Source organism: Bacillus sp. ISL-41 (assembly GCF_018613235.1).
In the GTDB taxonomy this organism is placed as follows: Bacteria; Bacillota; Bacilli; order Bacillales; family Cytobacillaceae; genus Mesobacillus.
Genome location: NZ_JAGGQP010000053.1, coordinates 1 through 12,750 on the forward strand (window position 1 = coordinate 1; position 12,750 = coordinate 12,750).

14 protein-coding genes are annotated in these 12,750 nt (G+C 41.8%); 1 reads left to right on the top strand and 13 read right to left on the bottom strand.

Annotation, left to right across the window (positions count from 1 at the left end; genetic code table 11):
• Positions 1-375: 375 nt before the first annotated feature.
• From J7I80_RS22395 to J7I80_RS22440, 11 genes are all read right to left on the bottom strand, one after another.
• On the bottom strand, positions 376-900 hold the full coding sequence (locus J7I80_RS22395) for a ribonuclease H-like YkuK family protein (RefSeq protein WP_214741559.1): 525 nt from the start codon (positions 898-900) through the stop codon (positions 376-378).
• A 425-nt stretch (positions 901-1,325) separates the two neighbouring features.
• A complete protein-coding gene (locus J7I80_RS23405) occupies positions 1,326-1,436 on the bottom strand; it encodes a putative holin-like toxin (protein WP_251027920.1) in 111 nt (36 codons plus the stop codon).
• Positions 1,437-1,655: 219 nt separating this feature from the next.
• Positions 1,656-2,423, bottom strand: a complete 768-nt coding sequence (locus J7I80_RS22400; RefSeq protein WP_251027921.1) for a phosphatase PAP2 family protein — start codon at positions 2,421-2,423, stop codon at positions 1,656-1,658.
• Positions 2,424-2,558: 135 nt separating this feature from the next.
• Positions 2,559-3,059, bottom strand: a complete 501-nt coding sequence (locus J7I80_RS22405) for a hypothetical protein (RefSeq protein WP_214741561.1) — start codon at positions 3,057-3,059, stop codon at positions 2,559-2,561.
• Positions 3,060-3,226: 167 nt separating this feature from the next.
• On the bottom strand, positions 3,227-5,401 hold the full coding sequence (locus J7I80_RS22410) for a transglycosylase domain-containing protein (protein WP_214741562.1): 2,175 nt from the start codon (positions 5,399-5,401) through the stop codon (positions 3,227-3,229).
• A 234-nt stretch (positions 5,402-5,635) separates the two neighbouring features.
• Positions 5,636-6,463, bottom strand: coding sequence for an STAS domain-containing protein (locus J7I80_RS23700; protein ID WP_214741564.1), 828 nt, complete (start codon positions 6,461-6,463; stop codon positions 5,636-5,638).
• Between the two features lie 130 nt (positions 6,464-6,593).
• A complete protein-coding gene (locus tag J7I80_RS22420; RefSeq protein ID WP_214741566.1) occupies positions 6,594-7,088 on the bottom strand; it encodes a DMT family transporter in 495 nt (164 codons plus the stop codon).
• 18 nt (positions 7,089-7,106) lie between these two features.
• Positions 7,107-7,805, bottom strand: coding sequence for a Crp/Fnr family transcriptional regulator (locus J7I80_RS22425; protein WP_214741568.1), 699 nt, complete (start codon positions 7,803-7,805; stop codon positions 7,107-7,109).
• A 24-nt stretch (positions 7,806-7,829) separates the two neighbouring features.
• Complete coding sequence (locus J7I80_RS22430; protein WP_214741570.1) at positions 7,830-8,255, bottom strand: DMT family transporter; 426 nt, start codon at positions 8,253-8,255, stop codon at positions 7,830-7,832.
• A gap of 140 nt (positions 8,256-8,395) precedes the next feature.
• Entirely contained in the window at positions 8,396-9,415 is a 1,020-nt protein-coding gene (locus tag J7I80_RS22435; RefSeq protein WP_214741572.1) for an STAS domain-containing protein, read from the bottom strand.
• Between the two features lie 194 nt (positions 9,416-9,609).
• Positions 9,610-10,038 (bottom strand): carboxymuconolactone decarboxylase family protein, encoded by a 429-nt coding sequence (locus J7I80_RS22440; protein ID WP_214741574.1) that lies wholly within the window; start codon positions 10,036-10,038, stop codon positions 9,610-9,612.
• 123 nt (positions 10,039-10,161) lie between these two features.
• Between J7I80_RS22440 and J7I80_RS22445 the strand changes: the two genes are divergently transcribed.
• Positions 10,162-10,602 carry an Lrp/AsnC family transcriptional regulator gene (locus J7I80_RS22445; protein ID WP_214741576.1) on the top strand — a complete coding sequence of 147 codons (441 nt, stop codon included), beginning with the start codon at positions 10,162-10,164 and terminating at the stop codon, positions 10,600-10,602.
• An 83-nt stretch (positions 10,603-10,685) separates the two neighbouring features.
• Here the strand turns inward: J7I80_RS22445 and J7I80_RS22450 are convergent, their stop codons facing one another.
• The gene (locus J7I80_RS22450; protein ID WP_214741578.1) at positions 10,686-11,693 is read right to left on the bottom strand and encodes a FecCD family ABC transporter permease; all 1,008 of its coding nucleotides are present in this window, start codon (positions 11,691-11,693) and stop codon (positions 10,686-10,688) included.
• Positions 11,690-12,670 carry a FecCD family ABC transporter permease gene (locus J7I80_RS22455; protein WP_483297719.1) on the bottom strand — a complete coding sequence of 327 codons (981 nt, stop codon included), beginning with the start codon at positions 12,668-12,670 and terminating at the stop codon, positions 11,690-11,692. Before J7I80_RS22455 ends, J7I80_RS22450 begins: the two co-directional genes overlap by 4 nt.
• Positions 12,671-12,750: the final 80 nt, after the last annotated feature.

Consider the following 12,750-nt stretch of genomic DNA (forward strand, 5'->3'; position numbering starts at 1 on the left):
CTTGACAGCTTTGGCCTCTGTTCCGGCAAACCTGTCACAATAACTATGCTTTCTTGACAGCTTTGGCCTCTGCACCTTCAAACCTGTCACAATAACTATGCTTTCTTGACAGCTTTGGCCTCTGCACCTTCAAACCTGTCACAATAACTATGCTTTCTTGACAGCTTTGGCCTCTGTCCGGCAAACCTGTCACAATAATGTGCTTTTCTTGACAGCTTTAGCCTCTGTTCAGACAAACCTGTCACAATCAGGCCTTATTGCCCTTTCAATGGAAAGTATAAAATGTATCTTCACTTTTTCGACCCGTACTAAAACATTTTGGTCAAAAGGATTATGACAAACTTCATTCTTCAGTTCACATCTCGTTCGCTTTTCCTATTTTGTATACCTGTTCGCATAACTGGAGGCCACAAATGAATCAGGCTTGATTTGTGCTTCGAGCCCGACTGATTCAATTCGCTTAATCATTTCATTCACATAAATTCTGGTTTTGTTTTTCGTTCCCCGGCCCAGGTCCAAATGCCCCACCATCTTGAAACTGGCCCCTTTTTCGACATATGGAATCAATAGATCGATTATTTGTTTTTGCTTTTGCGGAGTGAACATGCAGGCAACTTCCTGAGTGAAGTTAGTTTCCAACGAAATCTTCTCCTGTAAGGTTTCAATTCTCCTTGCTATATCAACGGACCGGTAACATGCCCATACACCTTTGCATTCTCGTTGTATCACAACTCCAGTGATGAATCGCGTGTACGAACTATGTACTTGAGAGTCCGTGCCAATGATCAATCTGTGATTGCCATTTGGCTGCACTTTGATGAATGACAGGATATGCTGGAAGACCTCCTCAAAATTCATATTCCGCTTTGACAAATTCTGAAAACCTTTTTGAAGTTTCATTTCATCCACCTGCCATTTGCAGAATAGTTGTACTCATTTATATGCTACAACAGAGGTGGTTATCAGCATTTCTGCTTCTTTCTAACGTGATTCATTAATCAAGCATGTGTTTCATGCCTTTCAGGATTAAAATTGAGTATTATAAATACAGCGGCCATATGTTGAATAAGAAATGATCTACTCAAACATTGGTGGTGCAGGGTAGGTCATTTCTTTTTTAATTACAGAAATACCCTATCTGACTGCCGAAAATGATCATCTTATCGCGGCAGGTTAAAGCCATAATATTTACTTTCCGCTTTAAAAATGTTTATAATATAACTATATAGTCCATATATTAAAAAAGAGCTTCCGGCGGCAACCGGAAACTCAATGTACAGCAAGCTGCTTGAAGTGCAGCGGCCATAGGTTGAATAAGAAATGATCTACTCAAACAATGGGCTTTTCTTTTTGTTTGCAGAAATACCTAATGCGATTACGGCAATGATTAAAGTTGCAAAACTAATCATCATGTTCATTGCTTCGTACGTAACCATCAGCGTCACCCTCTTTCCTAAGAAAGTGAGTAATGACCGCTGCCCACCCCGCATTTGCTGTACAAATATAAGCATATAACGAGAATGTATGTTTGTATATCTATTAGGGCTTTTCGCAGAGGTTGTAAGTGATTTGAACAGCCTTCTGCTTTTTCCGCTGATCTTGTCTGAAGTTTCACCTGCTTCGGATAATTTCTAGCACTTGTACCTTCCTGTCTCCTACATCCTGCTGCTCAACTGCTTCCCAATAAACTCCTTAAATGCCTTTATCGGTTTTCTTTGCAAAGAACTCCTCCACTTTACATATTCCAACGCAAGGATACAGAGGATGAGCCAAATGCCTCCTGCCAGGTAGCCGGCGATGACGTCGCTTGGATAGTGAGCTCCTAGATAAATCCTGCTGATCCCGATGAACATAATCAACACACCATATATGCACAGTACCATCCACTTAATTGTTTTTCGGAGGCTGGAACGGAACAGTAAATAACTCAGGAATCCGTAAAAAATCAAAGACCCCATAGAGTGGCCGCTTGGAAAGCTGTAGCCGATTGCGTCAATGGTTTCATCGATTGAAGGTCGTTCCCTTCCATAATAGTATTTCAAAAGTTTGGTCAGGAGGCCTCCACCGCCTATGCCGATAATGAAAAAAAGAATGCTCCATTTATCTCTCTTTTTAAACCATAGGAATGAAATGATTATGATCGAGAAAATGGTCAGGAACCAGACGGAACCCAACTCGGTGAAAATAAACAAAATCATATCTAACACATCATTTTCTATATAATAAAAGAATTGAATAATGCTTTCATCAAATCTTTTAACCTCGGATTCCAGCAATTCTTCCGCCAGCTCAGCAAATAAGTAGAGAAAGGTAATCGATGTTCCTAAGCCAGCAGCTACCATAAGGATTGGAAGGATCGCGTTTTTTGCCTTTGTTTTATTTTCAACCATATTGTACGTATTTCTCCCCCTCTCATTCTTCATAATAGACGTTTTCCCATCTATAAAATTCGCAAACAATATACACGGGTTTTTGAATGCATAGAAAAAACTGCACATCCGGGATTAGAAGGTACTTCTAACTCCAGAGTGCAGTTCAATTAGCTTACATTAATTAATTTAGTTACTCAACTTTTCAGACAATCCATCATCATTCAAGTATTGAATACTAGTGATTTTCCCTTCATTGTTGAATTTAGCTCTGCCTGTAACCTCAGCAGAATTTTCTCCGCTATCTCCCTTGCCGTACAATACGTTCACTTTAAAGGTGTAAGTATCTTCATCCTTTTCAACCTTTACTTTATCCATCTTTATTTCCTTATCATTATTAAGAGCAACAAGGACATATTGGTAAGCTGAGGTAGAAATGAAGCTATTGTACCTTTCTTCTGTAAAATAAGGCTTATACCTTTTTTCATAATATTGTTCAAGTTTTTCGATATTGTCCGCCCCCTCAATAAATTCAGGATCCGGTCCCGTGAACTGATGCTCTAAAACTGTCTGAAGGGCCGTGATGTTCGGATCCTTAGATAATGGCTTATCAGTTGCAAAGCAGCCGGTGACAAACAAAAGAACGCATGATAAAAGCAGAGACAATGACAATGTTAGTCTATAATTCAATAATTATCACCTCATTATCCTATTACGAACAAATATGTAAAAAAGTTCCGTTTAGATATTTTTTTCAGAAGTATGTGATAGACCAATACTTTCGTTCAATGGTTTTTTCAGCATGGACTCTCCCGCATTTCCCCAAAAAAAGCAATGGGTCACACAACCCTTTGCTTCTAATCGTCATCCTTTTTTTCTTCTTTCTCCCGCTTTTTCTCCACTTCCTTCTCTCTCTTCTCCAGTTCCTCCTCTCTCTTCTCCTCTTCTTCCTCGGGCTTCTTCCCCTCTTCTTCTCTCTTCTTTTCTTCTCTCTTCTTTTCTTCCTCGTCTCGCTTCTTCTCTTTCTTTTCTTGTTCTTTCTCTCTCTTTTCCTCCTCTTTCTCTCTCTTCTTATCTTCTTCCCTTCTCTCCTCTTCCTGTTTCTTATGGTCATTTATCTGCTTTTCGATCGAAGACAAATTAAATTGGTTTTGTGAAAATTGATTAATAGACTTGGAGAAAATTTCTCGGAATATGATTGTAACGGTGGCGCTGCTTGATTCTGTTAAATAGTGGTTTTCATCTGTCTTGTCATAACCCATCCAGACTGCTCCGACAATTTCGGGTGAGTATCCCACGAACCAGTGATCCTTGGTTCCGTCGTTATTCCCAAAAGGAGCTTCTGTTGTTCCAGTTTTACCGGCAATTTCCCAGCCATCGACTCTTGCATTTTTGCCAGTACCTTCCTGAACCGCCCCTCGAAGCATGTAAGTTACTTTATCAGCAACCTTCTCATCCGTTACTCTGATTGCGTTATTATTCCATCTGCCAATGAGGTTTCCTTCTGCATCCTCTATCCGTTTAATGGAATGGGCCTGCACCATCGTCCCCCTATTAGGATAAGCAGAAAAAGCTTGGGCCATTGATAATGGAGATACTCCTTCATCCATTCCGCCCAGTGCCAAGCCGAGATTATGGTCCTTTTCCTCTAATTTAATCCCAAAACGTTCCACTGCATTGATTCCATATTTTATCCCCATTTTATCAAGCAGCCAGACGGGCGGTACATTATAGGAGTTCACCACCGCCTCGTACATGGTCACCTCTCCGCGGAACTGCTTATCATAATTCATTGGCTGATATCCATCTATATTAATAGGCGAATCCTTCAGCATATCAAACATATCGTAGCCTTGCTCCAGAGCAGGCGTATATACGGCCAATGGCTTCATGGCAGAACCTGGCTGCCGCTTCAGCTGTGTTGCACGATTAAACCCGCGAAAGGTATGTTCTCCTCTGCCGCCAACAATCGCTGCTATCCCGCCTGTCTTTGGAGTGATAAAAACGGCCCCACTCTGGACCAGCTGATCAGACTGGCTACCTGGAAACATACTCTTATCCTTGTAGACTTCTTCAACTGCTGTCTGAATTTCAGGATTCATTTCAGTATAAATTCGCAGGCCGCCAGATAGAATTTCATTTTCTGTAAGGCCATATTTCTTTATTGCTTCTTCAATAATATGGTCAACATAATAAGGGTATTTTCCTTTATACTCATCAATCTTCTTGCCTTGCAGGACAATTTGCTGTTCCTTCGCTTCTTCCAGCTCCTTTTGACTGATATATCCTTCACTTTCCATTAGCGACAAAACTAAATCTCTCCGCTCAACAGACTTATCCATGTCTTTAAAAGGAGATAAAAGCGAGGGGGCTTTTATAAGTCCTGCAATCATCGCCGATTCACTTATTGTCAGTTCACTGACATCCTTGCCAAAGTACGTTTGTGCGGCCCGCTGTATGCCCCATGCGCCTTCGCCAAAATAAATCTGGTTTAAGTACCTTTCGATTATTTCTTCTTTAGAGTATTTTCGTTCGATTTTCTTCGTAAAAATCAGTTCTTTAAATTTCCTTGTATAAGTGCGTTCCTGTGTTAAAAAAGCATTTTTCGCCAGCTGCTGGGTCAGAGTGCTGCCCCCAGCAACAATTTCTCCTTCTAACGTATTTTGCATGAAGGCTTTAGCGATCGCAAAATAGTTAATTCCATCATGCTTATAAAATCTTTGGTCCTCCGTTGAAATGACAGCATGTATCAGATGTTCCGGAATTTGGTCGATGCTTACTCCTTCAATGTTTGAAACGGCCAACTTGCTTGCTATAGCATCATTTTGATCATAAATGATCGTCGGCTGCGGAGCCGGATCTTCAAGCTTGCTGACGTCACTGGTCCAAATCATAATATTTAGCACAAGAAGACCCAAAAGGAACAAACCGATACCAATACCAATAATTTTAGACTTCGTACTTTTTGTATTAAATTCGCTCCATATCCTGCTTGACGACTGTCGTTGCCGCCTTCTCTCCACTCTACCCACTGTTGTTAACCACCTTATCTACTAATGTTCATTAAACATGCTGCAAAAGTGAGTTTATTCCTTTCCAGTTCATTGCTATATATCCAAGAGCGCTATAGCGTTTTATTTTTTTATCCAATATAACAAAGACTTATTAGCCAAAATGAAAAAATGGGATTAGTATTTCTCGAATGACTAACATCACAAAAAAGCACGGCAGTAATCAAGTCAAACTGCCGTGTTTCTCTGTCTTATTTATTTTTCATGAGCCAATATCGCCTGCTGGACGGTTCCATATGTGTTCAATTTAGAGAAGTCAATACCAGTGTTGATCACGTCGACTGCGAGTTCAGGCCGAATGCCTGTCAGCATCGTCTCAATCCCGATCAATCTCAGGACTTTATTGATATTGAAGATGCGCGCTGCAATTTCTGCATCAATCATAGCGATACCAGAAAAGTCGATAATTAGGTTCTTGATTCTGAGTTCACTGATTTTTGGGATTACATGGGTCATGATATGGTCGCTGCGTTCGTAATCGAATTCGCCGATCAATGGCAGGATGGCCATGTCCTCTGCGAGCGGAACGATTGGGGATGATAGCTCTGTAATCATTTTTTGATTCCTTTTGTTCTCTTCATTAGCAAGCATTTCCCGTTCCATCATTGTTTCCGTAATGCTCAAATCCAGCAAGTAGCTAATTCGGTTATTGACGAAAACAACTTCTTCAGTGGAAAGCCCCTCTCCGATTGAAAATTTTGTCATCATTTCAATTAGCTGAAGCCGGGTTTCTGCATATGGCTTGAGGATACTCGCAAGCTCTTCATGGCTGAATTGATATTCGCGTCTGTTTGCTTGTCGAACTTTATACCACTTGATAAATTTCTCAGCCACTGTTTCCTTTGATAGGTTCAGTGTTTCACCGAGAAATTCCATAAGAGCTTTGTTTGTTTTTACTGATTGCTGGATGATTTCTTCAGGCAGAGTGATTTCAAGCTTTTTCACATTATAATCTGTAATTTCCTTACTGATCGTCTCTGCATGATCGATGAGGTATTTAGAAAATCTTTCGATGGAATTCACAAATTCAGCTCCTATAAAAAGTTCCTTTTTTCTTTTTAAGATTATACCATGTTTAGGTGGTTATATATAATTTCAACCACACCGAACATAAAAAAACGGCAGTTAGCGAGCTGCCGCGAAAGATTTCCCCTTATGATAAATCTGCTTTTTGATTCAGCTTGGAAGCGACAGCATCAACTTTTTCTTCGCTGCCTTCGCTCCATTTAAAGACAATGGCTCCTGCTATGATTACAAGTACTCCAAGGAATTGCTGCCATGTAAAAGGCACCTTCTCCAATCCCATCCAGCCTAACGAATCCAATAATACGGCGAACCCAAGCTGAGAAGTCAACACAATTGAAATTGCAAGGGTCGGTCCGAGAAATTTTATGGCCTGTACGATGCCTGCAACAACCCCGATTCCGAGCAAGCCACTGAACCAGTACCATCCTTTCATTTGCTGCAGATCGAACATTTGGCCGCCTTCAAAGAGCAAGCCAAGTAAAAAGGATGCCAGGAAACCCAGCCCCAGTACTAATGTCGTAGTCGTCCATGAGCCCGCTTTTTCATTGACCTTGCTGTTAAAAATATTCTGCATGCCAACAAGCGTGCCGGCAATTATCGCGAATAGTAAGCCTAATAGCATAGTGTGTCCTCCAGATTTTTACTCATAAAGATCTTCTTTAGCCAGGGACTTTAATCCCTCCAGATCCTTGATTACAATTGCTCCGTTATCCCGCTCCACCATTCCTTTTATACAGAAATCTTTAATGACTCTATTAAGATGCCGGTAGCTGGTTCCAATTAAATTGGCAATGTCCGTCAGGTTAGATGTATTAACCTTCCCATTGATGAGCGCTTCATTTTCGTCATAGGCCACAGACACGAGATAGCTCGCTAACCGGGTTTCAACCGGATAGAGGATGTTATGGCGCATGAACTGGGACTTGATATAGAATTTCCTTGTAATGATTTTCAGCAAAAATTGCAGGAACGGTGAGTGGTCTTTTAAAAATCTTCGCACCACCGTTTGGCGTACTCCGATCATGACGACCGAAGAAACAGCCTCAACAGTATTGATCGTGTCGATTTCCTGTACATATTCAATATCACCAATGACTTCTATTGGAGTTTTAAAGGAAAGGATCAATGTCTTGCCCTCTTCTGAAGTGGTGAAAATCTTCACTTTCCCCTTAACCAGTATATATAGGTACTCAACAGGCTCACCTTGTGAACAAATCTGTTCCCCTTTCTCAAATTCGAATAATGTTAAGTATGGAATGATTTCCTTAGTAAATAAGGTTTCAACCTTGTAAGACCGCAAATACCTTTCTATCTGTTCAGTTCCATTGATTTCTTTCATACAGCTTTCCCTGCCTTTTTTCGATTACCAGCCGAGGATGACCACGCCGACTATCATCATTGTAATACCAACCAGCTGAGGCACCCTCATTTTTTGTTTCTTTAGCTCGAACCATCCGTTGCGGTCAATCAGGAAGGTTATTCCCAGCTGGGCAATCAACATCGCAGAAACCGTTAATGTGACGCCAATGTAATGGATCGCTGTAACATTTCCAAAGACAACAATTGCTCCAAACATACCGCCAATTAAGTAAAGAGGCTTTACTTTCCTTAATCCCTGCCATTGTCCCTTTGTATAAAAGACCAAGACGAACAATGCAACCATAAATCCGGTAAGCTGTGTAAGCGAAGCTGTCTGCCATGTACCAATATCCTGACTGATTTTCGCATTGGCCACACCCTGCAGCGTTATAAAAGCTCCCCCTAAAAGTGCAAAAATCAAACCTTTCATTTCTCTCTCCCCAAACCTTATGTTTGTATTAATTAAATGACAGAACGAGCCAGCTCGGGAAGGACATATGTCCTAATACCAAAAAAGTTTCATTCCAGCAAAAAGCTGGACCAGTAATTTGCCGGTCCAGCTGGTAAAAATTATTGCTTTCTAACCAATTCATATCCATTCTGCTGAATGGCATATTCCACACCCTGCTGCAGGCTGGAAAAGGATTGAATGTGCTCAAGATTCACGTTTGAACTTAAGATTTGGATGCTCAGTTCCGCGGATACTCCGACGATAAAGCATTGGCCACCAATCAATCGTACAGATTGGATCAACTTTTGAATACCATGGATAGTGTAAGGATCGACATGCTTAATACCAGTTAAGTCGATCAATAAATATTTGGCCTTCAGCCTCGTGAGTTCAACTAAGGCTTTTTCCATCATGCTGCTGATCCGCTCTTCATTATATTGTCCAATCAGCGGGATGACCAGAATCCCATTCAAGACTGGGATGACTGGAGAGCTGAGCTCCTGAACGAGAGAGTTAAGCTCTTTCGTTCGTGCTTCTACTTTCTGCTCCAATTCCATGATGCTTTCCTGTTCTTTTTTTCGGGCTAGCTCATGGATATTTTGCGAAATTGTCACGGATGACGGGAAAATCTCCACCTCATCATATTCATGGCCCTCCTGCTGGCTTTTCACCATTTTATACCACATGTCCTGCTTGAAAAGCCCGCTGAAAATGCCTGCCCAGTGACTTGGAAGCAGGACACCCGCCTCATTTTTACCAGTCATTTTGAAAATTCGATGTTCCCAGCTGTTCCTTATTCTTACGACGGCACGTTTCTCTTCAAATGAATACTCTTGAATCTCAGCGACTCCCCAGCCTGCGCTTTTGTATATATCACTATATTCACTCAACAGCTGAACCACGTCTGTCCTGCCTTCATAATAGGAGCTTACAAGATGCCCCATGCGGAATCCGGTAACTTCATAGACGGTCTTCGATACATCACTCCCGGAAATTTCCTCAATCGTATTTAAAAACAGCTCGATCGCTGAATCCCAGAAAAGCAAAGCAGGAGCACCATCGAATGTCAGCTCCCCCTCCTGGCTATTCCACACAAACTCATTTTTGTTCACTTTTATCTGATGGTTAGAATTGACCATTATAAGACTCCCTTAATATTGTGAATTAGTTCAATTCTATCTGAAATAAATATGGAATTCCAATGTAATGGTCTAAAATCTGGGGCAAAGGAACTTTTCTTTACTTCAATTGCCTAACTTAGGTTTAAATTCGCTTAACAGCGCGACAACATTTAAGTAAATCATTGTTATTTCAAAAAACTAGCACCCATCTGCTAAGAGTTAATCTTGTCTCCTTCCGTTTTCAGTTTCATCATGGCTCCGAAATATTGTGAAGCTGTAGTAAAGGAAATAAAGGCCACGAGTTCGCTAATTTCCTCCTCGGTCAAGCTTTCCTGCAATACACTAAAGATAGAATCCGGTATATCACCTTTCTGCATTAAAAAAACTTCAGCAAAACCAACAGCGATCGATGTTTTTTCATCGAACTTTTCCGGATCCGGTTTGCCTTTCGCTTTACAATACTCACATCCATTACGCTGAGCCAGTGTTCTTCTCACCTGTTCTTTTAATTCAGCAGTAATGTGTCCATCTTTCTCCAATACATTCCCAAGCTGCACCCATCCAAGCATTACCTCTGGGTTGTGCCCTAAAAGCCGTTGAAATGGTGTGTCTCCGATACCTGATTCCTTTACTCTTGCCATTTAAATTCCCCCTTTGTTATATTTAATTATAAAAAACTAAATTCGCCATTCCCATTAAATCAGGAATCTAAAACAAAGTTATTCTTACTATTTTTAATTAATTAGAGGGGGAATTCATTAAATATGAAAATTGATGATACTGACAGGAAAATTTTAGATGAATTGAGCAAAAATAGCCGACTTTCCATGAGTGAACTGGGAAGAAGAGTGAATTTATCTTCTCCATCGGTAACAGAACGGGTCAGGCAAATGGAGTCTTTTGGAATTATTAAAAACTATACAGTAGAAATCGATTTTGAAAAATTAGGACTGCCTATCCAATGTATTGTTGAAGCTACCATTAAAAACGGCGATTACAAGTCATTTAAGAATTATATCCAAACCCTTCCTAACGTCCAGTTTTGTTATCGAATAGCAGGTAATGCCTGCTTTATGCTTAAGCTTCATTTCGAAACGTTCTCACAAGCTGAGAAATTCATTGAAGAAGTTAACCCTTATGCCCAGACGGTTACACATTTTATCTTCTCACAAGTACCAACACTCCCAAGAAATTATACTCCTTAGATTAATACTTACTGCATTCGAAGCTTTCCTAACTTGCAGACAATAAAAAAGCTGCCGGCAGAATTGCCCGACAGCATGTTTATCTATTTTCGCAAAAGCAAATACACAAAATAAGGTGCCCCAATTAATGCGGTCATGATTCCAGCCGGAATTCCTTCTGGTTCAAGGACATTGCGGCCGATGGTGTCTGCAAACAGCAACAGCCATCCCCCAATTAGTACCGCAATTGGCAGGAATAATTGGTTTCTTGGTCCAATCATTGCTTTTGCAAGGTGCGGAGCCATCAACCCGATGAAGGCGATTCCGCCTGTTACTGACACGGCCGAAGCTGCCAGGGCAACGGCTGTCAAAAGCAGAATGACTCTTTCTTTTTCAATTGAAAGTCCTACCCCAATGGCGACTGGATCGCTTAAGCTCAAAAGGTTCAAGCGATTGGCTTTATACAGTGTGAATGGAATCAAGATTAATAACCAAGGCAAAAGCGCCCAAATAAACGGCCAGTCTGTTCCCCATATATTGCCAGCAAGCCAGCGGGCGATGAAATCAACTTTTTGTCTTTCTGCTGCGGAAATAATGACAATCATCGCTCCGGATAGTGCCATCGAAAACCCGATTCCTACAAGAATCAGTCTTACAGGCTGAAGCCCGATTCCCTTTTTATAAGAAAATAAATAAATGAGAACAGCCGTCAGCAAAGCACCAGCAAACGCGACCAGTGGCAGGATATAGGCAAAGGAAGCAGCATCGATTGGGAAGAAGAGAAAGAACACGGCGATTCCCAGGCCTGCTCCGGAATTGATGCCGATGATTCCCGGATCTGCCAGATCATTGCGGGTCAATCCTTGTAAAATCGCCCCTGAAATTGCCAGCGCCATCCCGGCAAGGAGCGTTACAATGATCCTAGGAAGCCTAATCTTAAACAAGACAAACTCTTCTTTAAACGTGCCATTTCCGAATATCGTCGGCAAAATCCGGTCATACGAAACAGAAGAATAACCAAGGCCAAGACTCGCTATCATGGTTAATACAATCAAAACGGATAAAGTCGCAACTATGATTCTTTGTTTTTTAATAATGGATGGATGAATCATGTGAAGCTCTTCCCTCCTTTACGGACAATGAACAGGAAGAACGGCAGTCCGAGCATGGAAATGATCGCATAGATTGGTGTTTCATAAGGAGCGTTGATTGTCCGGCCTAGTGTATCCGCAATCAGCATGAACGAGGCTCCGAATAAAGCAGACATCGGCAGGACGAATCGATAATCGGTACCGACAATCATCCTGACAATATGCGGAACCATCAGCCCGATAAAGGCCATGTTCCCGACTAGCGCGACAGCTGACCCTGCCAGCAAGACAATAACAATGAATAATACCAATTTAATTAAGTTAGTCTTCTGGCCAAGTCCCACCGCTACTTCTTCACTCAAGCTCAAAATCGTCAATTGCCTCGACAAATAAAAAGCAACCAGCATACCAATCAGGATGAAAGGCACGATGATTTTCAGCTGCGTCCATGAAGTTCCCATCAGGCCGCCAGCTGTCCACATCGAAACATCTTTTGATATTTTAAAATACAGACCAATTCCCTCGGCTACTGCGAACAAAAAAGCCGAGACCGCAGCTCCGGCCAATACGATCCGTAATGGGGAGAATCCGCCTTTTTTTAACGCGCCAATCCCAAAAACAAGGATGACACCAACTGATGCCCCGATAAAACAAGCAATCGTGATGGCAAGGTAACCGGCTCCAGGACTGAGCGCCATAATCAAAGCAAGTGCAGCATTGGCACCAGCCGTGAGCCCAAGCAGCCCCGGATCAGCGAGCGGGTTTCTCGTCAAGCCCTGCATGATTGCACCCGCTGCCGAAAGGGCAGCCCCGACGAAAATGGCGCCAACCTCCCTCGGCAGGCGGATTTCCCTGATCATGGTGATGGTATCTGTTTTAACAGTTGAAGTAAGTGCCAGCCAAATCTCTTTGATGGTCGTGTCAGCCGCCCCGAAAACCATTGCCGTCATGAAACTGACAGCCAGGACGAGTACACCTGCAATGAACTTTATGAGCATGGGAAGCGAGCTGTTTTGGTTTATCATATGCATCTCATCTTTCTGATAGCAAGAAGAGGAATTCCTAAAAGAATTCCTCC

Excerpts from the sequence above, each read along its gene's own strand:
- J7I80_RS22425 (WP_214741568.1), bottom strand. The coding sequence starts at position 7,805 with ATGAAAGAAATCAATGGAACTGAACAGATAGAAAGGTATTTGCGGTCT.
- J7I80_RS22395 (WP_214741559.1), bottom strand. The coding sequence starts at position 900 with ATGAAACTTCAAAAAGGTTTTCAGAATTTGTCAAAGCGGAATATGAAT.
- J7I80_RS22435 (WP_214741572.1), bottom strand. The coding sequence starts at position 9,415 with ATGGTCAATTCTAACCATCAGATAAAAGTGAACAAAAATGAGTTTGTG.
- J7I80_RS22445 (WP_214741576.1), top strand. The coding sequence starts at position 10,162 with ATGAAAATTGATGATACTGACAGGAAAATTTTAGATGAATTGAGCAAA.
- J7I80_RS22450 (WP_214741578.1), bottom strand. The coding sequence starts at position 11,693 with ATGATTCATCCATCCATTATTAAAAAACAAAGAATCATAGTTGCGACT.
- J7I80_RS22430 (WP_214741570.1), bottom strand. The coding sequence starts at position 8,255 with ATGAAAGGTTTGATTTTTGCACTTTTAGGGGGAGCTTTTATAACGCTG.
- J7I80_RS23405 (WP_251027920.1), bottom strand. The coding sequence starts at position 1,436 with ATGGTTACGTACGAAGCAATGAACATGATGATTAGTTTTGCAACTTTA.
- J7I80_RS22455 (WP_483297719.1), bottom strand. The coding sequence starts at position 12,670 with ATGCTCATAAAGTTCATTGCAGGTGTACTCGTCCTGGCTGTCAGTTTC.
- J7I80_RS22420 (WP_214741566.1), bottom strand. The coding sequence starts at position 7,088 with ATGCTATTAGGCTTACTATTCGCGATAATTGCCGGCACGCTTGTTGGC.
- J7I80_RS22440 (WP_214741574.1), bottom strand. The coding sequence starts at position 10,038 with ATGGCAAGAGTAAAGGAATCAGGTATCGGAGACACACCATTTCAACGG.
- J7I80_RS22400 (WP_251027921.1), bottom strand. The coding sequence starts at position 2,423 with ATGAAGAATGAGAGGGGGAGAAATACGTACAATATGGTTGAAAATAAA.